Source organism: Cryobacterium glucosi, from assembly GCF_004402235.1.
Classification (GTDB): Bacteria; Actinomycetota; Actinomycetes; order Actinomycetales; family Microbacteriaceae; genus Cryobacterium; species Cryobacterium glucosi.
The window spans coordinates 126,957-147,945 of record NZ_SOFS01000007.1; the positions used below are offsets into that span (position 1 = coordinate 126,957).

Below are 20,989 nucleotides of genomic sequence, written 5' to 3' on the forward strand. Positions count from 1 at the left end.
GAGGTATCGGTCGAGTTCCTCTCGGCGGTGGAGAGCGGCGGGTCGGTCGGTTCCGTGGAATTGAAGCATGGCGTTAGTCCTCTTCGGGGTTGAAAATGCTGATTTCGGTGCCTTCGTCGGCGCTCTCGGGGTTGTCCGCCGGGTCGGTTTCCTCGGTCAGGGGAAGGTGCATTGGGGTTCCGGACAAGGCCGCGTTGATGACGGCCATGTTGTTTCGCTCCTCCGCTTGCCCCTCAGGTTCGCTGGAGGTGAGGTGTGGCAGCAGGACGGCGTCCTCGTTGCGGGTTCGGCACTCAATCCACTTGCCTTGCGCCGAGCGAACCCAGATGGCCAGTGGCTGGTAGGGGTCGACCTTGATTTCCCACGCGCCCTTCTTGCCGGGAACGTTAGACTTGGAATTGCGCAGAGGGTGGAGCTCCTCCGAGTCGTACTGGCGATTGTTGTAGGCAATACCCGTGCTGGTGATAGCCCGGTATTCGGACTGCAGCAAGCGGATATACCCGTCTGTGGTGATGGGTAGGAGAAGCGTCGAACTCACCTGCGTCGCGGCGGCGTACGCCTGGTTCGGGGAGATTTTGATGTTGGGATTCATCCGGTCGCGCAGCCCACTGTGAGGTCGGTTTTGCCACACTTTCAAGACCCAGTCGTCGAAGAGTTCGTAGAGGGCGAAAACGGAGAGCAAGTCTTCTTTCTCGACGTTGTATCCGCGGAATTCGGGCGACCTTCCGACGTATCCGGGCAGGTACTGCGTAAATAGAGTGTTGATTGAGCCGAACATCCTCTCGACGTGGCCCTTGTCTGTCGGGGTGTGCGGGGCGCTGTAAGTGACGTCGATATGGAATTCCTCGGCTGCCGCCTGAAACACTGTCGAGGTGTAGTCCTTGCCGTTGTCCATCATGATGCGTCGCGGATATACAAATGGCCGTGTCGATTCCAGAGCCGACCGTTCCTCTTCCCGCAGCAGAGTGCATTGTGGGCTACCGTCCTGCACTAGCTGCCGGAACACGGCGCGGTTGGGTCGATTCTGGTGCGGGGTCAGCGCCTGGGCGAGCAACGCGACGTGGTCAATGCCCTTGGTGGCCTCAAGCCGAAGAGTGCAAGCGAGGATGCTGCGTGTTGCCACATCAAACATCACGGTCAGGATAGGGCGCGTCAATTTACCCGAGGCTGTCCTGACGAAAATGTCCATCGGCGTGGAGTCGACTTGGACTTCGGCGCCTGGGAGGACCTGGGTGTTGAGGGCAAAAGTGCGGCGGGGTCGGTTGGCCAAGGACTGTCTCGTATTCGCACTCCCCGTCGTATGAAGACCCTGAGTCAACGTCTTGATGTACCGGTACATCGATGACTCCGGCGGCATGGCTGGAGCCTGGGCGCCGAACCGCTTCAACAGTTCAGCGTGCGTCTGCACGATGAGACGGGATTTGGTTCCGGTCGAGACCGTGGCCTGATTTGCGATGACCGTGCAGAGCGCATCCTTGACATCCGGGTGGAGAAAGTCGAGGGGGCCGTCGTGTCGGACGAGTCTCCGGTCAATGATGCCGGCGGACCCTTGCTCGCGAAACCTTTTGATTTTTCGCATAATCGTCGCTCGCGACGTGGCGATACCAGCGCTTTCCAGCTCAAGTATCTTCGCTTGCACTCGGTCGTTGAGGGTTGTGCTGGCGGGGTCGTATTCCGGCCGGGGCGTGTCGTGTCCCGGGTGGACACCGGTGAGAAGTTCCTCAACGTGCTCCGCCCACTGAGCCGTGGCGGTCACTTGCGCCTTATCGAGGCGGTCGAACGTTCTCGGCTCTGTCGGGAATGCGTGCGCCCCAATTCGACGACGGGCGAGCTCCGCCATATTCAAGTCAATATACGTGCCATCGGAGGTCTTGCGAAGCCGAATGAACGGATTCTGGTGCTCCACAAAGTCGTAGTCGCCGTCGATGAGATGAATGGGTTCAGCGAGATTAAGCGCGTTCATGAGAGTTCCTTTCGATGGTGGTTTGGTCGTCGATACGCTGAGTGAGGTCGATGCTGAGGACTCCCACCCAGACCAGGTGGTAAATAGCGGAACGGGCGTTCGGGAGGCGTTCGAGCTTGAGTGCATGGGCAGCGTTGAGGAGGGTCAGAGGTTCCGTCAACGCTGCCAGGAGGCGCTCGGTCGCGTCCGGTCCGGGAAAGAACGCGGGATGCTTGAATGCCGCGAACCAGCGCAGGTTCACACCAACTTGCGTTGGAAAACCTGTGTGAACTTCGTAGCCCCAGCCGACGTGCTCGCACAGCGCGCGCGTCTTGGCGAATTGCTCTCGATACTTGGGAGTGAGGAACTTCGGTGGCTTGACGTCGTAGACGACCTGTCGGTGGTCGGCGTGGTACGCCATGTAGTCAGGGACGTGTTTGAGACCGTCGGCGAATACGATTTCCATCGGTTGGCTGGCGATGGCGACGATGTCCTGGCTCATGTCGAGCCAGGTGAGGACGGACGCCTCGAGGAGCGACTCGTGCCACAGATGATGGCCCGTCTGCGAGAAGTAGTACCGTCCGTGGTAGTTGCGCTGGCGTGGGTATCTATTGCCGACGCGAATCACTGAAGCGATATACAGCTCGCGGTCGAGTAGCGCAGGCATGGCCGGGGCGCTCAGTGTGGTGCCTTGGGCGTTGGCCCAACGCACGGATGCAGGAAGGGCGAGCTGTCGTTGGGCGGGGGTTGGGGTGATATTTTCTTCGGTCATAACCTTCCTTTGCGCGGTGCCGAATCATTTCCCTCGGTTTTGGCAACAGGCGAATGCGCTTCAGACATCGCGCAAGTCTCTAAGACATGAATATTCCTGGAGTGACGGTCGGCTAGCCTGAGGTTGTGACCGACCCCCGATACCGACCGCGTGACCTATCGGCAGAGCCTCTGAGCTTCGGACGGGCCAGTCTCGTTGCGTGGAGGCTCGCTGATTCGCCCCAGTCGAAGGCGTTGCTGATAGCTGCTCAGCTGCAACACGAATACGCCATTCGAATTCGTGCAGGGATCGAGCGAACGGGCAGCGGCCTCAAGGCCTACGCGTCTGAAGCCGGCATGAGTTACGACAGGGCTGGAAAGATGCTCCGCGGCGAGATCGTCATGCGCCTGGAGGACATCGCCACGGCCGACGTGATTCTGGGCGGAGTCAGTGAGCTGGCTCGCGCGGCCGGCCGCAGCGATGCTGCGGTGATCTCGAATGGCGGAGGGGTTGGCGGAAACGCGAGCGGAAATTGAGGGGATCAGGCTCGAGCTTCATGCTTGTTTTTCCTCTCCCGCGGCATCACGGCAAATGGGCGTCCATATGTTGGATTGAGCAAGAATCATCTATCGCGGACATACTAATGACCATATAGTCGTGTGCACAAGGTCTCGGTGAGTGAACCAGACACCCATAAAGAGCATCCCGTCGTGTGATGGAGGAGTCGCAATGCAGGTGGATAGCTTTTGGCGAGAATTCGAGTCGACAGGGGGTCTACTCAAGGCCTCTGACGTCGTTGAAGTCCTCCATCTCCCAGGCGGGGACGAGGCCGACGTGTCACGGCTGCGAGCTGAAGGTCGAGTTCTCGCGTTTGAACGCGGAGGCAAGTGGGTGTATCCCCGGTTTCAGTTCGACGCAGAGTCAGGACTCATCGAACCCGTCATCGCCGACCTCGTCGAGCTCGCGCGGGACTTGAGCTGGGCGCATGAGGAGCTCATGATTTGGCTTTGCTCGCCTTCCGGGTACTTCGGCGGAGACCGGCCCGTTGACCATCTGCACGAGCCCGAGGGCTTGCTCGAGAAGGCCCGAAATGAGAGGACCGTCCAATGGTGAGCTCCCAGCGAATGGATGCCTCGAGCAGCCCTGGCGCGAATAGCGCGCCGGTGCCGCTTTTTATGGATGTCGATGGCGGCCTTTGCGCGCTGCCGGTCCGCCTCGGTGCTGTGTGGCCAACTTTGGAGCGAGTGGCTCTGAATACGCCGGAGCCATATCCATCCCATGCCTGGGCTGACCCTGCGGCGGTCGGTGCATTGAACGACCTGGTCGACGAGGGCCTTGTGAGGCCGGTCTGGTGCACCACTTGGGATGACGCTGCCAACTTCTTGATTCCTGCTTTGGGACTACACGGCGGTCCTTGGCCCGTTGCCAAGGTCGGAACACGGTACGGCGCCCTAATGTGGCAAGGCATCTGGATCAAGACGGAAGCCGTAAGCCGCTTCACTGGGACGGACCGATTCGTCATGGTGGACGACCTGCTCGGAGACCATGAGATCAGACCATGGACGGCCCAACGCCGAAGTATGCATGTCGCCTTTGGCGAGGAAAACGTACTCCTAATCGGTACGCGACCTGAACGGGGCCTAACTGTCGAGCAAGTTGAGCAAATCCGGAATTTCGTCGCGTGAACCATTTGACCCGGGCAGGTCATTCTTGACCCGACAGGCGTGAGCCAGGCTAGGTGCGTTGTTGTCAAGACGCGAAAACGGGGTAGATGCTGCGACGCATCCACCCCGTTTGGGCTACCTAGGCCTTGTCAGCGCACTGTTTACAGTGCCGATAGCCATTCGTGCCCGACCGCTTGTTGCTGGCCGGGATCTGCTTGCCGGTCGGGCAGTCATTGTGGTCGTGATAGACATCGGGGTCGGATGGATTTGAAGAATAGTACGGGCTTACCTTCACTATGACTCCTTGATTTTGCAGGACGAATGGCCTGTGACACCCAAGCTATGGGGGCCCACTGACATTGCCGGAGCGGGCCGCCTGTTCAGACATCCCCGACGCTTGACACCCCGATTGGCAGGGCCAGAATTTGGCGGGGATAGACGTGTTCAGAAGCGCGAGATCCGTGTGAAAGTACTTGGTTCTTGGCGCCGTCGAGTCGCTTTGCTAATCGGTGTTGGGGCGTGCAGTGCTCTAGCTTCAACAGAGAGCCGGCGCTGTGTTCCGTGCGGCGCTGTGCTCGCAATTTCGGGGCCGCACTTTGGGTGAGGCGTGCGGTGTCGGGGAATCCGGGCAATGGGCGATGCTCTCGACGACGAGATGACGGAGTTCAATTGGCACGCAACCAGCCGGATCCGCCGGATTGTACGCGTCGAGCACTCGGGTGCGGGCGTGACGATTGATACGCTCTGGCGCGATATTGCGGCGACCGGGGCTACTGACGCCCGACGCAGCCGTGAAGTTCCTGGGCCTGCCCGAGGCCGATGTCGGTGCAGTCTCACGGATGAGAGCGACGAGGCGTCCAAAGCGTTGCATGCCAAGTTCCGCGCCGATAGGGTCACAGAATGGACGATGGATTCAACTTTCTTGCCGCTCCAAACTGCCCGTCCTGTCTGTTATCAATGGAGGCGGTTGTGGGTGCCTGGTATTGCGAGGCCTGTGACGAGGTAGTGCGGCCAGGCGAGTGAGCTTGGAGCAGAACGCCTGGGTGACAGGACTTCCGTTCAGCGTTTGACGTCGGCGAACCAATGTAGGTTGATTGAGCACGCTGGCAGAATCACGTGCGGAATAGGTGCAGGGTTATGTTCGATCTCCTCACGTCAACCGGAGTTCTTTTCACCTACGCGGCGGCAGTTCCAGACCCATCCCAGATGCAGATAGTTGAATTCACCATCAACTCCCCGTTCACGGAAGCCGCGAGCGTCCTCAACGTGAACGTCTCAACCCTCGCCATACTCGGCAAATCCGTCGAACAGGTGCTCGTAGACCACGTTGAGCACTACGAGCGGCGCGCGAACGAGGCAGAGTAGGTCGGCTTGAGTCCTGTAGTCAGTCCTGTCACGCGGCCGGTCGTCACACCTCGTGAATGCCCGCGCGTGCGGCGCTCGCGCTGCGAGCACATCCTCTACTTGGACTCGAGGGATTCTCCGAAGGTTCCACGTCCGATTGTTGTCAGCTGGAAGGGCAGACTTGAAAGATGAACGTCTACATTGATGACTCGGGAGACTCCGGATTCAAGTTTGATTCTGGCTCAACGAGCCACCTAGTGATGGCGGCGTGCATATTTCGGGATCCCAAGGACATCGAGCAATTGGCCAACTGCGTTGAGGGTTGTGCCGAGAAGAACCGGGTGGCAACTGAGTTCAAGTATTCAAAGACAAAAGATACGATCAAACGCTGCTTCTTTTCCTGTGTTTCGGAAACGAAGTTCTCAGTGAGAACGATCATCATCGAAAAATCAAAGGTTCACAGTCCGACGCTGCTTGAGAACCCCAGCAAGCTGAAGAGTTACGCGATTCGGCAATTGTTATCGCATTCATTCGGGCAAATTACGGACGCCAAGATCTTCATCGACGGCCAGGATACCAAAGCGTTCGGCATGGAAGACAGTAAGTACTTCATGCGCAAAGTGAACGAGTATTGTCCTGGAACGCTTCGCGAAATATCTTTCGCTGACTCTAAACAAAACGTTCTCATTCAGCTGGCCGACATGGTGGCCGGTGCCGTGAACCATGCGGAACGGACACACAAACCTTCCAGCGCTGCAAACCTGAATCTCTTCAAGCCTCGCACCTATCAGCCCGCTGGGTCCTACTGGCGCTTTAAATAGAAGCGACCCGCTGCCCTAGCCTATATATGAGGCACGCACACACCGTACGGAGACTATTTGGACAACGGGTCTGTGTGCCTTCAACTTAACACGATTTCCTGGACAATTCCAGAGGATCGACCGATGCATAGCCAATGAGACCTGCGACCTTGGCCCCAGTTCGCTGTGGCGCCATCACTCAATGGGGTAGTGGGACTGGCGATTTCCAGCTTCAGGACTAGGCAGACGATATCCGATCTTGAAGCCCACTTTGCAACAAGCTCCAGTCGTCGGAGCTATTCGAACATCGAGAGCAGTCCCGCCCATTTTCCGGAGTCCCCCATAGGCATGGGAATTGTGTAGGCGCAGCCATCGTGAATGAGTAGGCCGCCGAAGGGCCCGTTGACACCGAGCGCACAAAGTGCCGCAAGCAATTGGCTGGGCGACATCATATGTGGGGTTCCCTCCGGCAGTGACTCTTCGGCACGCAAGACACGGGCATCTCCAGTCAGAAAAACGTCGGCTCCCATCCGGCAGGCTTCTCGGACTAGTTCGCGGTCTGCTTGGCCAGGCACATGAGTAGACAGAATCCTGGAAGCGGTCTCGGCTCGGCGAGCGTCCTTGTTGTCCCATCGATCTGCTTCCTGGCCCCAATCCTCCAGCTGAAGTGTGAGAGCGTTTGCCAAGTGGTCGACCAGGCTGAGGCGTAGCAGTTCCCGCTCAAGCGTGAAAGGCTTCTTGGTGTCCGTGAGAGATCGCGTAAGTGGAACGAAGCGGATGTCTCGCACCATCCAAATGTCGATCAACATGCTCAGGCTCTCGAGTTCATGGGCATGTTCGGGCGTGACGCTCGGTGGGAGGGCGTCGCCATTGGAAAGTGCTTCGCCGTGCGTGTGAAAGTCAATGAGGATGTTCGTGTCGAGCGCGACGACGAGGGGGCCGTCCGAGACGCGGCTGTCGCGGAAAAAGTCGCGGTCACTGTCGTAGCAGAATCCCGTACCCGACGAGTCGGTGATTGCCCGCAAGGGTTCGACGGGTCGGTTCCGACTCGATTCATTGAATAGACCAGACATATTGCAAGCATGCCAGCGAGGTCGATCAGCGAACGCGCTTGGCAGGCGACTGTAAGAAACGCGGCGGGCTCGCTCGGATCCGCCGCATTCTGTTTCTCGGGCCCTTGCCGAGCATGCTGCTGGCCTTGGACTTGTCTAGCTTGCTGGCGCCGGTGGAGGCCAGCGTTTAGCGCGCTCTTGGACGGCCTGCCGTCGGAGGTCTGTGGGTCGTGAGCAGTCTCAAGCGGAAACTGAGGAACCAACCTATTCTTTAGGGCATCGCGAAAGCACGACATTGCGGACCTGTTCGGCTGCTCGCTCCGGATCCTCGTGGCTCCATATACGGATTACGATCCAATCAGCTTCTCGAAGCCGTCGGTCTGTGTCGCTATCTCGCTGAATGTTGGCGGAAATCTTCCCTTCCCAATAAGCCACATTCGTTTTCGAGGCTATGCAATGGATTGGACATCCATGCCAAAAGCAGCCGTCCACAAAGACGGCGACTTTGCGTCGAGTGAACACGAGATCCGCAGTCCGCCGTACGGACGGAAGCGGTCGAGTCCCAACGCGATATCTGAGTCCAAGGGCGTGAACCGCCCGCCGAACGGCTAGTTCAGGCTTTGTGTCTCGCGAGCGATTGCCGACCATTACGCGGCGGACTCGTTCTGTCGATGCCCAAGAAAGTCCTTTGACGAGGGCGCTCAATTTGGAGCTCCTTCGACTAAGAGGCTGACCTGCCGTGCCCAAGCGGGCAATGTCGTACCCTCTCAAGTAGTCTGGGGGCATGCACCCCGCCGCGTCCCCTCATCCTACAAAAGCGCCCAAACGCCCCGTAGCCGTCGACCTTTTTGCCGGCGCCGGAGGACTTTCGCTGGGGCTCGAACAGGCGGGTTTCGACGTGGTTACTTCCGTCGAATACGATCCAGTGCACGCAACTACTCATGCCTTCAATTTTCCTCTCACTGATGTACTTTGTGACGACATCGGCAAACTCCCCGTCGACGCGTTGCGGCGGTCCGTGCAGCGAGGATGGGAGAACCATCATCCGGCTGAGCCTTGGGACGGGACGGTCGACCTTGTCGCCGGTGGGCCTCCGTGTCAGGGCTTCTCTTGGATTGGCAAGCGTCGAGTGGACGATGCGCGGAATGACCTGATCTTCCATTTCTTCCGTTTAGTGAACTCTCTTCGACCAAAATACTTCCTCATGGAAAACGTGCCAGGGATCACCGCCGGCGAACACAAGGAACTTCTAGCGGACCTAGTCTCGAAGTTTGAGGATGCGGGTTACGTGGTGCCCAAACCACAGATCCTCAACGCCGCGCACTACGGCGTTCCCCAGGATCGTCGCCGGTTCATGCTCCTCGGCTATCGCAATGACGTGAATCCCGTCTCGCACCCCGCACCCATCTTTCAACCCGTACGACCGGTACGTAGCACATTGTCCGCTCAACTCGATGGCCTGCCGCTTGGCGCAAGCGTTTGGGACGCGATTGGGGACCTGCCCGATTTGGACGCATTTCCGGCGTTGGCGAGCTCGGACAAAGTTAAACTGACGTCAACGCAGCGAAAGAAGATGGAGCTTGCTTCGTCCGCCTACGCGCGTATGCTTTGCGGGATCGACGAAGACCCCACTGACTTTAGTCACCCGCGTGCGGGGATGTCGGGCTGGCTCACTTCAAGCTGGCAGACGCAGCATACCCAAACGTCTATCGATAGATTTGCTGCAACCGAGCAAGGCAAGACCGAGAAGATTAGCCGCTTCCTGCGACTTTCTGAAGGTGGGCTCTGCAACACGCTCCGTGCTGGTACTGGCGGTGAGCGAGGCGCGCATACTTCACCCCGCCCGCTTCATCCGCGCTTGGCCCGCGTGATTTCTGTTCGCGAAGCGGCTCGCCTTCACTCGTTCCCCGACTGGTTCCGGCTTCACTCGACGAAATGGAATGGGTTCCGGCAGATTGGGAACGCAGTTCCTCCGATCTTCGGTCGAGCGCTGGGTCGCGCGGTCATCGAGGCCCTTGGCGTCGAGGCCGTCAAACCGACTATTGAGCTCGATTTGCCCGACGAAAAACTCCTCTACATGGCAATGGGAGAGGCAACCCGATTCGCAGGCGCGACGCATGAGTCCATTCCGAAATCGCGCCGCCAATCGCGGGAGCTCCTCGAGCTTGCCGCTGCGGTCTGAGTCCGGATCATGGCTACATCTACGAGCCGATACTCACAGCTTTTCGTCTATATTTTTGACCAGCACTATGTCGAGGGGTCGGAAGAGGTCGCTTTCCCTAGGACTGACCTTGCTATAGCTGCGGCTGCGTTGGAAATTGAGTTGCCCCTCAACTTGGGCGACGTTATCTACACTTTCCGATATCGGTCTGAGATGCCCAGGTCAATCGCGGACCGCGCGCCCGAAGGGAAGATTTGGCACGTAGTCACAACGAGTCGAGCTCACTATGCGTTTAGGGCTGTTTTCGATATGGCACTTGAGCCGCGAGCGCTTTTGGCGGTCGTCAAGGTCCCTGATTCGACGCCAGGGATTATTCTTCAGCACGTGTTGAATTCAGAGCAAGCGCTCCTGGCCAAGGTGCGCTACAACCGTCTAATCGACCTCTTCACGGGCATCGTTTGCTACTCGCTTCAAAACCACCTCCGCGCCACCATCTTGGACGGCGTGCAGATCGAGACCGACGAAATCTACCTTGGCGTTGACAAGCACGGCGTTCAATACGTGATACCTGTTGAGGCAAAGGGCGGTTCGGACAAGCTCAGCGTTGTGCAGATAAATCAAGACTTGGCTCTCGCGAAGGAGAAGTTTCCGGGTCTTGAGGTTCGACTTGTGGGCGTGCAATTTTTCGGCGACGGCGACGTCTATATGTTCTTGTTTGGGGAAAATATCGTCAGCCAGGAACTCGAAATACTCGATGAGAAGAGATTTCGATTGGTGGACTACGGGGACATCAGCGTTGAGGAGCTTGCCTCCTACAGGGAAAACCTCGCACGCTAGGTAGCCCGGCCTTACCTCCGTGCCAGCCAAGGCCAACAAAGCGCAATTCGCAAAGGTGCTTCGATAAAACGAAGGCCGTTAGCAATCATCCAGTGCTTTCTCGCAGGATTCGCCGGCAATAGCTCCCCCGTTATTGAGCCCAGTGGAATGGGTGTCTCGACGGCTCTTCCTCGCGGTGAGAATGCATTGTCCTAGGCTGCGACTTCAACGCGGTCTTCAGATTAGGTACGAGCTTTCATCCAATCGAGTTCCGCGTCGAACCGAAGGACGGAAAGCTTCATCACCTTGGCCAGAGGGGGATGCCGAGACCAGCCTCGAGCTTCGCAATTGTTTCGAGATCAGGCCAGTTTCGACCGTCGAGGATGGACGTGACTGTCGCGTGCACGAGCCCACAATCTTTTGCGGCCGTGCGAATGCTCCGGCTGCCGATGGCCGTCCTTAGATTCAGGGCGAACTGCCTGGCCACTTCGCCGGTCGGGCTCAATGACGGTGAGTTTGGCCATGATTCAGTGAGCTCGTAGGGCCTGGCTCGAATTGACCTAGCCACGTTCGGTGACCGCAGCCAACCGTGGTGTGAACGAATCTTTCAGGTTCGCCACCTCCGAGTCTCACCTTGCCTGGGAAAAGTCTCATTTTGCTTGGGAACTGACACACGGAGCGGATGACGGGAATCGAACCCGCGCTATCAGCTTGGGAAGCTGAAGTTCTACCATTGAACTACATCCGCGCGTCCGGCCGCGGGCAGTGCCTGCACCGGAACCGTGCCAGCATATCAAGTCCTCGCCGTTAGGCTGGACCCGTGCTGCTCTCCGATCGTGATATCAAGGCCGAAATCGACGCGGGACGTATCGGGCTCGAGCCCTACGCTCCGGAGATGATCCAGCCGTCGAGCGTCGACGTGCGCATCGACCGGTACTTCCGGTTGTTCGACAACCACAAGTACCCCTATATCGATCCGGCCGAGGACCAGCCCGAACTCACCCGGCTGATCGAGATCCCCCACGACGAACCGTTCATCCTGCACCCCGGTGAATTCGTGCTCGGCTCCACCTATGAAAAGGTCAGCCTCGCCGACACGATCGCGGCCCGCCTCGAGGGCAAGAGCTCGCTCGGCCGCCTCGGCCTCCTCACCCACTCGACGGCCGGATTCATCGACCCGGGCTTCACCGGCCACGTGACCCTCGAGCTCAGCAACGTGGCCACCCTGCCGATCAAGCTCTGGCCCGGCATGAAGATCGGCCAGCTCTGCTTCTTCCAGCTGAGCTCGGCCGCCGAACGCCCGTACGGCTCGAGCCAGTACAGCTCGCGCTACCAGGGCCAGCGCGGGCCGACGGCGTCGCGCTCCTTCCAGAACTTCCACCGCACGGATGTCTTGATCGCCCCGACGACGGACGTGCAGTAGCCGCAACCCCCGTTCCGCCCCCGCCGGAAAAGTCCTGATCCAGAGCGAGAGGACGGGTTCACACGGGCGCAACATGCGGCCGGTAAAATCGGGAGCATGACGACGACATCCGTACCCGGTTTTGCCGAGGCGCTCATCGCGCCCGGCCCGACGCCCGAATACCCGGGCCGGATGCGTCGCTTCGGCCAGCTCGTCGGCAGCTGGGCCGCGAAGGGCTCACGCCTCGACGAAGCGACCGGCGACTGGCACGAGCGTCAGTTCACCTGGATCGTCGAGTTCGTGCTCGACGGGCGTGCGGTGCAGGACGTCGAGATCGTCGATGTCCCCGTGAGCGACACGCATCCCGACGGACGGGAAACCGTGGCCATGGCCGTGCGCGTCTACGACCCGCACGCGGGCGCCTGGCGGGTCAGCTATTTCGCCCCCGCCATCGGCGAGTACTGCCACCTCGTGGCAACCCCGCACCGCAACGGGCTGCGCCAGGACGGTACCGGCACCGACGGCCGGCCGATCCGCTGGAACTTCGTGTCCATCACCGCGGACGCCTACTCCTGGGAGGGCTGGGTCTCCAACGACGAGGGCGCGACCTGGGAGCTCGTCGAGCACAACGAGGCCACCCGCATCCGCTGACCGGCAGCTACCGGGCCACTCGCTCCCGGATCGGCTCCAGATCCCGCACCACGCCGGGTGCGAGGCCCAGCAGGGCGTAGACGGCGATCAGTTCGAGTGCGCCGAGGCTGAAGTAGATCGTCTGCAGGTCAGCGTACTGCCTGATCAGGGCGATCTCCACGAAGATCCAGATCATCATGCCGAAACCTGCAACGACGGTCGCGATCAGTGCCCAGTCCTTGCGGCGCAGCAGGCCGATCGCCGCCAGGAGCTGGGTACCGCCTGCGACAACGCCGAGCACGAGCCCCGGAACGAAGTAGGACGTGAACGGTGTGCCCTCGAGGTAGGCCAGCGGCAATCCGCCGCCGTTGAACCCGGAGCAGAGAACCATCCCTGCGAAGGCCGATACCGCTCCGAACAGGAGCAGACCGATCAGGATGCCGCGGACCAGCGCGGCGGAGACGCTGAGTTTCATGTCGGGAACCTCTCACTTTCTCCCGAGCATATTCCCGAACTCACCGCGCCGCCGGCCACGGCATTCCGCTAGAGCGAGAAGGGAAAGCCCAGATCTGCAGGATATTCTCCGAGAGAGGTGAGCTGGGTCGCCGAGCGCTGCAGCGCGGCGAGGGTGAGGCCGAGCGTGCCCGGTCCGAAGCTCACCCGGGAGACGCCGAGCTCGGCCAGACGGGCCAGGGGAACGGCGCCCGGGTGCCCGATCACGGAGATGCGGCCGTTGACCTCGTCGAGGGCCCGCTTGACCTTGTCCTCGTCCCCGAGGCCGAGGAAGAAGATCACGTCGGCGCCCGCGTCGAGATACGCGTTGGCGCGGGCCACGGCCTCGTCCCATTCGCCGCCGCCGGCCAGGGTGTCCACCCGGGCGTTGATCACGAGCGGCACGCCCGCGGCGTCGGCCCCGGTGCGCGCGGCGGCCACCCGGGCTGCCGCGGTCGCGATGTCGTACTGCGGTGCCTTCGCGGCGCCGATCGAGTCCTCGAGGTTGATGCCCGAGGCGCCGGCCTCCTCGACGAGGCGACGGACGTTGCGGGCGACGCCGGCGGCATCCGCTGCGTACCCCTTCTCGAAGTCGACCGACACCGGCAGGTCGACCGCGCCGATGATGATGCGTGCCGCCGCGATCGCCTCGTCGACCGTGAGCCCGCCGCCGTCTTCGAGGCCACGCACATTGGACACGGAGTGCGAGGCCGTTGCCAGGGCCCGCACGCCGGGCGCCTCCGACACGATCTTCGCGGTGATGGCGTCCCAGACGTTCGTCACGATGAGCGGTGTGCCCGGGACATGGAGCGCGTTGAGAAGTTCGGCCTTCTGGATCTGCTGAGTTGTCATCTCTCCAGCCTGACAAAGATGCCGCCCGTGGGCGAGATCACAGCGGATGTCCAGTCGATGAACAGAGATCGCCCAGCTACCCGAGCGGGTGCTGCTTCGCCTTCACCGGGATCAGCATCAGCAGCCCGACCAGGAGCACGAGCGCGATGCCGAGGATGCCCCAGACCTGGCTGCCCGAGACGCTGACGAACAGGGCGAAGAGCGTTGGTGCGAGGAAGGTCGCCGCCTTGCCGGTCGTCGCGTAGAGGCCGAAGATCTCGCCCTCGCGCCCGGCCGGGATGCCACGGGCGAGGAAGCTGCGGCTCGCGGACTGGGCCGGGCCGACGAACACGCACATCAGCAGGCCGAAGATCCAGAACATGGTCGCGCCGCCGGTGGCGAAGAAGAAGACGGCGAGGCCGGCGACGATGGTACCGGACAGGGCGACCACCATCACGTTCTTGGCCCCGAGGCGGTCGTCGAGGCGGCCGACGAGCACGGTGGAGATGCCGGCGATGACGTTGGCGACGATCGCGAAGATGATCACGTCGCCGCTCGAGAAACCGAAGGTGCCGGCCGCGAGGATGCCGCCGAACTGGAACACCCCGGTGAGGCCGTCGCGGAAGACCGCGCTCGCGATCAGGAAGAGCGCCAGCTGGCGGTCGCCGCGCCAGAGTGCGGCCACGTCGCGCCCGAGCAGTACATAGGAGCGGAAGAAGCCGACCCGCTCGCGCCGGGCGGCGGTGGGAGCCGCGTACTCGGGCACCCGGAAGAGCAGCGGCAGGGCGAACAGGCCGAACCAGGCTGCCGCGATGAGCATTGACACCCGCACCGACAGCCCGTTTGCGTCGGTGACGCCGAAAAGACCGACGTCGGGGTGGATGAAGCCGAAGTAAAGGATGAGCAGCAGCACGATGCCGCCGAAGTAGCCCATCGACCAGCCGAATCCGCTGACCCTGCCGATCGTCTTCGGCGTGGAGACCTGGCCGAGCATCGCGTTGTAGTTGACGGTCGCGAATTCGTAGAACACGGTCCCGGCGGCGAGGAGGATCAGTCCGAGCAGCAGGAAGTCGGGCGAGGCCTGCACGAAGAACATCGCGGCGGTGAGGCCGACGACGATGAAGGTGTTCACGCCGAGCCAGAGTTTCCGGCGACCGGAGGCATCGGAGCGCTGCCCCGTGATCGGCGCGAGCAGGGCCACGAGCAGGCCTGCGATCGCGAGCGCCCAGCCGAGCTGGGCCGAGATGACATCCTTGTCGCCGAACGACGACCCGGTGAGGTACACCGTGAAGACGAAGGTCGTGACGACGGCGTTGAATGCGGCCGAACCGCCGTCCCAGAGGCTCCAGGCGATCACGCCGCGCCCGGCCGGGGTGGGGTGATCTGCCGTGCCGCGCTGTTCCGCTGTCCCAGTCATGCGCTCAGAGTAGTGGTCGCCGGGGAACAGTGGGGAAATTGATCGGGAATCCAAAGTTGAGTCACTCACACTCAACTTTCAGCTGGCTGGCTTGACTCCGATTTCGGGCGGTGCCACACTTGAGTCAATACCGCTCAACTCTGGTCGATCATACCGATTGTCCCGTTGAGCTCACACTTTGAAGGAGAACGCACACATGGCCCGTGCAGTAGGCATCGACCTCGGAACCACCAACTCGGTGGTGGCCGTCCTCGAGGGTGGAGAACCCACCGTCATCGCGAACGCCGAAGGCTTCCGCACCACCCCGTCCGTCGTCGCATTCACCAAGGACGGCGAGGTTCTCGTCGGTGAGACCGCCAAGCGCCAGGCTGTCACCAACGTCGACCGCACCATTTCTTCCGTCAAGCGCCACATGGGCACCGACTGGACCGTCGGCATCGACGACAAGAAGTACACCCCGCAGGAGATCTCCGCCCGCATCCTCGCCAAGCTGAAGCGCGACGCCGAGCAGTACCTCGGCGACAAGGTGACGGATGCCGTCATCACCGTCCCCGCGTACTTCAACGACGCCGAGCGCCAGGCCACGAAGGAGGCCGGAGAGATCTCGGGCCTCAACGTGCTCCGCATCATCAACGAGCCGACCGCAGCAGCACTCGCTTACGGCCTGGACAAGGGCAAGGAAGACGAGCTCATCCTGGTCTTCGACCTCGGCGGCGGAACCTTCGACGTCTCGCTCCTCGAGGTGGGCAAGGACGACGACTTCTCGACCATCCAAGTGCGTTCGACCGCCGGTGACAACCGCCTCGGCGGCGACGACTGGGACCAGCGCATCGTCGACTACCTGATCAAGAAGTTCAAGGAAACCACCGGCGTCGACGTCTCCAAGGACAAGATCGCCAAGCAGCGCCTCAAGGAAGCCGCGGAGCAGGCCAAGAAGGAACTCTCCAGCAGCATGTCCACGAGCATCCAGCTGCCGTACCTCTCCCTGACCGAGAACGGCCCGGCCAACCTCGACGAGACGCTGACCCGCGCCCAGTTCGAGAAGATGACCGAAGACCTCCTCGACCGCACCAAGAAGCCGTTCCAGGACGTCATCCGTGAAGCCGGCGTCAAGGTGGGCGACATCGCCCACGTCGTGCTCGTCGGTGGTTCGACGCGTATGCCCGCCGTCTACGAGCTCGTCAAGAGCGAGACCGGCGGCAAGGACCCGAACAAGGGCGTCAACCCGGACGAGGTCGTCGCCGTCGGCGCCGCACTCCAGGCCGGTGTGCTGAAGGGCGAGCGCAAGGACGTCCTCCTGATCGACGTCACCCCGCTGAGCCTCGGCATCGAGACCAAGGGCGGCATCATGACGCGCCTCATCGAGCGCAACACGGCCATCCCGACCAAGCGCAGCGAGACCTTCACCACGGCAGACGACAACCAGCCGTCCGTCGCGATCCAGGTCTTCCAGGGCGAGCGCGAGTTCACCCGCGACAACAAGAACCTCGGCACCTTCGAGCTGACCGGTATCGCACCGGCCCCGCGCGGCATCCCGCAGGTCGAGGTCACCTTCGACCTCGACGCCAACGGCATCGTGCACGTGTCCGCCAAGGACAAGGGCACCGGCAAGGAGCAGTCCATGACCATCACGGGCGGTTCCTCGCTCGCGAAGGAAGACATCGAGCGCATGGTGCGCGAGGGCGAAGAGCACGCCGCAGAAGACAAGCGTCGTCGCGAAACCGCCGAGACCCGCAACACCGCCGAGCAGCTCGCGTACTCGATCGAGAAGCTCCTCAAGGAAAACGACGAGAAGCTCCCGGCCGAGGTCAAGACCGAGGTCCAGGCCGACGTCGACGCGCTCAAGTCTGCGCTCGCCGGAGACGACGAGGCCGCGGTCAAGACCGCGTTCGACAAGCTCAACGAGAGCCAGGGCAAGATCGGCGAGGCCATCTACAAGTCGAGCCAGGCGGATGCCGCGACGCCCCCCACCGAATCCGGCGAACCGACCGCTGACGCGGGCAAGTCCGACGAAGACGTGGTTGACGCCGAGGTTGTCGACGACGAGGAAGAAACCAAGAAGTAATGGCCAAGGACAAGGGTCCGGTCAACGGGCCGTCCGACGAAGAGGTGGAGCCGGTCGCCGCGGAGGAATCTGCGGCAGCCGAGGCGTCCGCCGAATCCGAGGCCGCTGCATCCGCTGAGGGCATCGAGGAAGACGAGCTGACGGTCCAGGACATCCTGGACGCCGCCACGCGCGAGGTCGCAGAGCCGACGAGTGAACATCTCGCCGACCTCAAGCGGGTCACCGCCGAGTACGCGAACTATCGCAAGCGCACCGAGGCGAACCGCGAGATCGAGCGTGAGCGCGTGACCGTGGACGTCGTCAAGGGCCTGATCCCGGTGCTCGACGACCTGGACCGTGCCGAGAAGCACGGCGACCTCGTCGCAGACACCGCATTCAGCACCATCGCAGCCAAACTGCGCACGAGCGTGGAGCGCCTCGGCGTGAAGCCGTTCGGCACGGTCGGCGAACCGTTCGACCCCACCGTGCATGAGGCCATCTTCCAGATGCCTACGCCCGATGTGACGGTCGACACGGTCGGCGAGGTGGTCGAGACCGGCTATTTCCTGGGCTCGACGCTGCTGCGTGTTGCCAAGGTCGTAGTCCAGGTACCGAGCGATGGCTAGCCAGGACTGGTTCGACAAAGACTTTTACAAGGTCCTCGGCGTCTCGAAAGACGTGACGCCGGCCGACCTCAAGAAGGCCTATCGCAAGCTCGCCCGCAAGTATCACCCGGACTCCAATCCGGGCAATCCTGCGGCCGAAGCGAAGTTCAAGGAAATCAGCGAGGCGCACTCGGTGATCGGCGACCCCGCACAGCGGAAGGAATACGACGCTGTGCGGGCCATGGGCGGTGGAGCACGCTTCACCGCCCCCGGTGGCGGAGGCGCCCAGCAGGGTGGCGGCTTCGACGACGTCTTCGGCGGCATGTTCGGTGGGGGTGCCCGGCAACAGGGCTACTCCTACCAGCAGCAGGGCGGGTTTGACGACCTGCTCGGCGGCATGTTCGGCCGGGGCGGCGCCGGCGGCGGCGGTTTCGGAACGTCCACGGGAGGTTTCCGCGGTTACGGCGGACCGACCCGCGGGCGGGACGTGATCGCATCCACGACCGTCGACTTCATCACCGCGACCCACGGCGACCAGATCACCCTGCAGACGCAGGATGGCCGGGCCATCAAGGTCAGGATTCCCGCCGGCGTCGCCGACGGGCAGAAGATCAAGCTCCGCGGCCAGGGCCAGCACAGCCCGGACGGCGGCGAGGCCGGTGACATCGTCCTCACCGTGACGGTGCGCAAGCACCCCGTCTTCGAGCGTGACGGCCTGAACCTGAGGCTGCACGTGCCCGTGACGTTCGTCGAGGCAGCTCTCGGCGCGACGATCGAAGTGCCGACCCTGGGTGGAGCGCCGGTCAAACTGCGCATCGCCCCCGGCACACCGAGCGGGCGGGTCCTGCGGGTCAAGGGACGCGGCGTTGTGACTCCGAAGGGCACCGGCGACTTGCTCGCCGAGGTCCAGGTCGCGGTGCCGTCGCACCTGTCGAAGGACGCCGAGGAGAAGCTCGCTGCTTTCGCGGCGGCCCTTCCCGACGAGAACCCGCGCGACGAACTGCTGGCGAGAGCGAGAGACTGACGGTGGACGAGAACTCCCGGGTGTTCGTCATTTCGACGGCCGCAGAGCTTGCGGGCATGCACCCGCAGACGCTGCGACAGTACGATCGCCTGGGACTGGTGAGTCCGGACCGCACCCCGGGCCGGTCTCGCCGGTATTCGATGCGTGATGTGGTGAAACTGCGCGAAATCGCGGAGCTGGGTGCCGAAGGCGTGAGCCTCGAGGGCATCCGGAGGATCATCGCGCTCGAGGACCACGTGCGCCGCCTCGAATCGCGTTTGCGCGAACTCGAAGCGGCCCTCGCCGATGAACTGCTGAACCGGTCGGGTCGCCGCGTCTTCGCGGCCGGCTCGGCCGGTGAGGTCATCTCGATGCGCGCGGGCACCAGAACCCGCCGCGCGAACCAGGTGGTCATCTGGCGCCCGCTTGACGGCCGCTGATCCCGTGGCGCCCGACCCCACTGCGTTCGACCCCACTGCGTTCGACTTCGCCGCGCTCCGGCGTTTCCCCGACGTCGAGGCCTCCAACCTTTTTGCCGTCGACGCGAGCGACCGTCTGATCCTCGACGAGGCGGCAGAGAGCCTTCCCGCCGAACGGCTCGTTGTCGTCGAGGACCGGTATGGCGCCCTCACCCTCGGCGCGGCTGCGCTCTTCGGGGCCACCGGAATCCGCGTGCACCAGGACGCGCTCTCGGGCGAGGCGGCCCTGGCCCGGAATGCCGACGAGTTCGGCCTCACCGACCGCTACCGCTCGTTCCCACTGGGCCACGAGCTCCTGTCCGGCGCAATCCTTGTCCTCCTCCAGCTGCCCCGCAGCCTCGCTGCCCTCGACGAGATCGTCGAGGCGATCGCCCGGTACGCCGATCCCGCGGTCGTCGTTGTCGCCGGCGGGCGGCTCAAGCACATGACCCCGGCCATGAACGAGGTCCTCGCACGGCACTTCGAGCGGCTCCACGTCTCCCCGGCCCGGCAGAAGTCCCGGGTCTTGCGTGCCTCCGGTCCCCTCCGGGCGACGGAACAGGCGAGCCAGGCCTGGCCGCACGTCAGCAGGCATGACGACCTGGGTCTGACCGTGTGCGCGCACGGCGCCGCGTTCGCCGGCACCACGATCGACATCGGAACCCGGTACCTGCTCGAGTTCCTTGACCGTATGAAACCGGATGCCGTCCGCGCGATCGACCTCGGCTGTGGCACGGGCGTGCTCGCGGCCGCGCTCGCGCTACGCCGAACCGGACTCACGATGATCGCGAGCGACCAGTCGGCCGCCGCCGTCGCATCCGCCGGGGCCACCATGATCGCCAACGGGGTCGCCGATCGGGTCACGGTCGTGCGTGACGATGCGCTCGGATCCCAGGCGGATGCTTCCAGTGAGTTGATCCTGTTGAATCCGCCGTTCCACATCGGATCCTCCGTGCATGCCGGCATCGCGCTCAAGCTCTTCGCTGACGCCGCGCGGGTGCTCCGGCCCGGCGGTGAGCTCTGGACGGTGTGGAACACACACCTCGGCTACCGGCCGGCGCTCACCCGCCTGGTCGGGCCGACGCATCAGGTCGGCCGGAACGCCAAGTTCACGGTCACGGTCTCGGTGCGACGGTAGGCAGCCGCAGGGTTTCGGGAGGCCTTCAGGGGCGCGAAACCTTCCCGAAACAGAGGTGCAATCTGTCCGACACGCCCGGGATGTGACCGGGAGTTGCGGCCCCCCACGGTTCACCGTAAAGTCATCTAAGTCACCCCACAGGTTCGGAAAGCCGAAGCGCTTACCGGCCTCAAGCGGGACCACTTCCAATCCCGATCAACGCGTAAATTCGCTGATCGAGATTGATGGCGTTTCACCAGATTCCCTTAGCGGGGGACCGAGCGAAACGACACGAAAGAAGAATAAGGAATTGCCTCGGAGCGACAGCCTGCAAGGGCCTGAAGCCGAGGTGTCCGATCCTTGAGAACTCAACAGCGTGCACAATGTCAAATGCCAAAAACCTCGTGGTTTGGATCCGTTTCTAGCGGTGAAGGGCCAGGAGATTCCTTTGGAAAACATT

The 20,989-nt window shown here is 62.3% G+C and carries 20 protein-coding genes and 1 tRNA gene; 13 read left to right on the forward strand and 8 right to left on the reverse strand.

Features of this window, described 5'->3' with window-relative positions; translation table 11 throughout:
* Positions 1 to 73 precede the first annotated feature (73 nt).
* Together E3O46_RS02060 and E3O46_RS02065 are read right to left on the reverse strand one after the other, a co-directional pair.
* Positions 74 to 1,963 carry a Mu transposase C-terminal domain-containing protein gene (locus E3O46_RS02060; protein WP_166791006.1) on the reverse strand — a complete coding sequence of 630 codons (1,890 nt, stop codon included), beginning with the start codon at positions 1,961 to 1,963 and terminating at the stop codon, positions 74 to 76.
* Positions 1,950 to 2,714 (reverse strand): TnsA-like heteromeric transposase endonuclease subunit, encoded by a 765-nt coding sequence (locus tag E3O46_RS02065; protein ID WP_134561000.1) that lies wholly within the window; start codon positions 2,712 to 2,714, stop codon positions 1,950 to 1,952. Before E3O46_RS02065 ends, E3O46_RS02060 begins: the two co-directional genes overlap by 14 nt.
* 125 nt (positions 2,715 to 2,839) lie before the next feature.
* Between E3O46_RS02065 and E3O46_RS02070 the strand changes: the two genes are divergently transcribed.
* From E3O46_RS02070 to E3O46_RS02085, 4 genes are all read left to right on the forward strand, one after another.
* On the forward strand, positions 2,840 to 3,229 hold the full coding sequence (locus E3O46_RS02070; protein ID WP_134561001.1) for a hypothetical protein: 390 nt from the start codon (positions 2,840 to 2,842) through the stop codon (positions 3,227 to 3,229).
* A gap of 142 nt (positions 3,230 to 3,371) precedes the next feature.
* Entirely contained in the window at positions 3,372 to 3,806 is a 435-nt protein-coding gene (locus tag E3O46_RS02075; RefSeq protein WP_134561002.1) for a hypothetical protein, read from the forward strand.
* Positions 3,807 to 5,494: 1,688 nt separating this feature from the next.
* Positions 5,495 to 5,722 (forward strand): hypothetical protein, encoded by a 228-nt coding sequence (locus tag E3O46_RS02080; RefSeq protein ID WP_134561003.1) that lies wholly within the window; start codon positions 5,495 to 5,497, stop codon positions 5,720 to 5,722.
* 167 nt (positions 5,723 to 5,889) lie between these two features.
* Positions 5,890 to 6,522 carry a DUF3800 domain-containing protein gene (locus E3O46_RS02085; protein ID WP_134561004.1) on the forward strand — a complete coding sequence of 211 codons (633 nt, stop codon included), beginning with the start codon at positions 5,890 to 5,892 and terminating at the stop codon, positions 6,520 to 6,522.
* Between the two features lie 275 nt (positions 6,523 to 6,797).
* On the opposite strand, the gene E3O46_RS02090 is transcribed toward E3O46_RS02085, so the two are convergent.
* A complete protein-coding gene (locus tag E3O46_RS02090; protein WP_134561005.1) occupies positions 6,798 to 7,574 on the reverse strand; it encodes a hypothetical protein in 777 nt (258 codons plus the stop codon).
* A gap of 243 nt (positions 7,575 to 7,817) precedes the next feature.
* Positions 7,818 to 8,339: a very short patch repair endonuclease gene (locus tag E3O46_RS02095; protein ID WP_134561006.1), complete on the reverse strand. Its 522-nt coding sequence runs from the start codon at positions 8,337 to 8,339 to the stop codon at positions 7,818 to 7,820.
* Between E3O46_RS02095 and E3O46_RS02100 the strand changes: the two genes are divergently transcribed.
* The gene (locus E3O46_RS02100) at positions 8,338 to 9,735 is read left to right on the forward strand and encodes a DNA cytosine methyltransferase (protein ID WP_134561007.1); all 1,398 of its coding nucleotides are present in this window, start codon (positions 8,338 to 8,340) and stop codon (positions 9,733 to 9,735) included. The two genes, E3O46_RS02095 and E3O46_RS02100, sit on opposite strands and share 2 nt — an antisense overlap.
* 9 nt (positions 9,736 to 9,744) lie before the next feature.
* Complete coding sequence (locus E3O46_RS02105) at positions 9,745 to 10,551, forward strand: endonuclease (RefSeq protein ID WP_134561008.1); 807 nt, start codon at positions 9,745 to 9,747, stop codon at positions 10,549 to 10,551.
* 656 nt (positions 10,552 to 11,207) lie between these two features.
* Here E3O46_RS02105 and E3O46_RS02110 read toward each other — a convergent pair.
* Positions 11,208 to 11,278, reverse strand: a tRNA-Gly gene (locus E3O46_RS02110).
* Between the two features lie 72 nt (positions 11,279 to 11,350).
* Here E3O46_RS02110 and dcd point away from each other — a divergent pair.
* Both dcd and E3O46_RS02120 read left to right on the forward strand, forming a co-directional pair.
* Positions 11,351 to 11,953 (forward strand): dCTP deaminase, encoded by a 603-nt coding sequence (gene dcd / locus E3O46_RS02115; protein WP_134561009.1) that lies wholly within the window; start codon positions 11,351 to 11,353, stop codon positions 11,951 to 11,953.
* A gap of 96 nt (positions 11,954 to 12,049) precedes the next feature.
* On the forward strand, positions 12,050 to 12,583 hold the full coding sequence (locus tag E3O46_RS02120) for a hypothetical protein (protein WP_134448385.1): 534 nt from the start codon (positions 12,050 to 12,052) through the stop codon (positions 12,581 to 12,583).
* Positions 12,584 to 12,590: 7 nt separating this feature from the next.
* Here the strand turns inward: E3O46_RS02120 and E3O46_RS02125 are convergent, their stop codons facing one another.
* The 3 genes from E3O46_RS02125 to E3O46_RS02135 form a co-directional block, all read right to left on the reverse strand.
* Positions 12,591 to 13,037, reverse strand: a complete 447-nt coding sequence (locus E3O46_RS02125) for a hypothetical protein (RefSeq protein ID WP_134561010.1) — start codon at positions 13,035 to 13,037, stop codon at positions 12,591 to 12,593.
* Positions 13,038 to 13,105: 68 nt separating this feature from the next.
* Entirely contained in the window at positions 13,106 to 13,906 is an 801-nt protein-coding gene (locus tag E3O46_RS02130) for an isocitrate lyase/PEP mutase family protein (RefSeq protein ID WP_134448381.1), read from the reverse strand.
* A gap of 76 nt (positions 13,907 to 13,982) precedes the next feature.
* Positions 13,983 to 15,302, reverse strand: coding sequence for an MFS transporter (locus tag E3O46_RS02135; protein WP_134561011.1), 1,320 nt, complete (start codon positions 15,300 to 15,302; stop codon positions 13,983 to 13,985).
* 196 nt (positions 15,303 to 15,498) lie between these two features.
* Between E3O46_RS02135 and dnaK the strand changes: the two genes are divergently transcribed.
* Genes dnaK through E3O46_RS02160 form a run of 5 tightly spaced genes read left to right on the forward strand, consistent with a single transcriptional unit; the run spans position 15,499 to position 20,550 of the window.
* Positions 15,499 to 17,367 (forward strand): molecular chaperone DnaK, encoded by a 1,869-nt coding sequence (gene dnaK / locus E3O46_RS02140; RefSeq protein ID WP_134448377.1) that lies wholly within the window; start codon positions 15,499 to 15,501, stop codon positions 17,365 to 17,367.
* Complete coding sequence (locus E3O46_RS02145) at positions 17,367 to 17,972, forward strand: nucleotide exchange factor GrpE (RefSeq protein ID WP_134448375.1); 606 nt, start codon at positions 17,367 to 17,369, stop codon at positions 17,970 to 17,972. The genes dnaK and E3O46_RS02145 overlap by 1 nt, the downstream gene beginning before the upstream one ends.
* The gene (locus E3O46_RS02150; RefSeq protein ID WP_134448374.1) at positions 17,965 to 18,975 is read left to right on the forward strand and encodes a DnaJ C-terminal domain-containing protein; all 1,011 of its coding nucleotides are present in this window, start codon (positions 17,965 to 17,967) and stop codon (positions 18,973 to 18,975) included. Before E3O46_RS02145 ends, E3O46_RS02150 begins: the two co-directional genes overlap by 8 nt.
* Before the next feature lie 2 nt (positions 18,976 to 18,977).
* Positions 18,978 to 19,394, forward strand: a complete 417-nt coding sequence (locus E3O46_RS02155) for a heat shock protein transcriptional repressor HspR (protein ID WP_134448372.1) — start codon at positions 18,978 to 18,980, stop codon at positions 19,392 to 19,394.
* Positions 19,381 to 20,550, forward strand: coding sequence for a class I SAM-dependent methyltransferase (locus E3O46_RS02160; RefSeq protein ID WP_420897715.1), 1,170 nt, complete (start codon positions 19,381 to 19,383; stop codon positions 20,548 to 20,550). Before E3O46_RS02155 ends, E3O46_RS02160 begins: the two co-directional genes overlap by 14 nt.
* Positions 20,551 to 20,989: the final 439 nt, after the last annotated feature.

Excerpts from the sequence above, each read along its gene's own strand:
- dnaK (WP_134448377.1), top strand. The coding sequence starts at position 15,499 with ATGGCCCGTGCAGTAGGCATCGACCTCGGAACCACCAACTCGGTGGTG.
- E3O46_RS02100 (WP_134561007.1), top strand. The coding sequence starts at position 8,338 with ATGCACCCCGCCGCGTCCCCTCATCCTACAAAAGCGCCCAAACGCCCC.
- E3O46_RS02145 (WP_134448375.1), top strand. The coding sequence starts at position 17,367 with ATGGCCAAGGACAAGGGTCCGGTCAACGGGCCGTCCGACGAAGAGGTG.
- E3O46_RS02105 (WP_134561008.1), top strand. The coding sequence starts at position 9,745 with ATGGCTACATCTACGAGCCGATACTCACAGCTTTTCGTCTATATTTTT.
- E3O46_RS02080 (WP_134561003.1), top strand. The coding sequence starts at position 5,495 with ATGTTCGATCTCCTCACGTCAACCGGAGTTCTTTTCACCTACGCGGCG.
- E3O46_RS02095 (WP_134561006.1), bottom strand. The coding sequence starts at position 8,339 with ATGCCCCCAGACTACTTGAGAGGGTACGACATTGCCCGCTTGGGCACG.
- E3O46_RS02120 (WP_134448385.1), top strand. The coding sequence starts at position 12,050 with ATGACGACGACATCCGTACCCGGTTTTGCCGAGGCGCTCATCGCGCCC.
- E3O46_RS02085 (WP_134561004.1), top strand. The coding sequence starts at position 5,890 with ATGAACGTCTACATTGATGACTCGGGAGACTCCGGATTCAAGTTTGAT.
- E3O46_RS02065 (WP_134561000.1), bottom strand. The coding sequence starts at position 2,714 with ATGACCGAAGAAAATATCACCCCAACCCCCGCCCAACGACAGCTCGCC.
- E3O46_RS02090 (WP_134561005.1), bottom strand. The coding sequence starts at position 7,574 with ATGTCTGGTCTATTCAATGAATCGAGTCGGAACCGACCCGTCGAACCC.
- E3O46_RS02135 (WP_134561011.1), bottom strand. The coding sequence starts at position 15,302 with ATGACTGGGACAGCGGAACAGCGCGGCACGGCAGATCACCCCACCCCG.
- E3O46_RS02130 (WP_134448381.1), bottom strand. The coding sequence starts at position 13,906 with ATGACAACTCAGCAGATCCAGAAGGCCGAACTTCTCAACGCGCTCCAT.
- E3O46_RS02125 (WP_134561010.1), bottom strand. The coding sequence starts at position 13,037 with ATGAAACTCAGCGTCTCCGCCGCGCTGGTCCGCGGCATCCTGATCGGT.
- E3O46_RS02150 (WP_134448374.1), top strand. The coding sequence starts at position 17,965 with ATGGCTAGCCAGGACTGGTTCGACAAAGACTTTTACAAGGTCCTCGGC.
- E3O46_RS02060 (WP_166791006.1), bottom strand. The coding sequence starts at position 1,963 with ATGAACGCGCTTAATCTCGCTGAACCCATTCATCTCATCGACGGCGAC.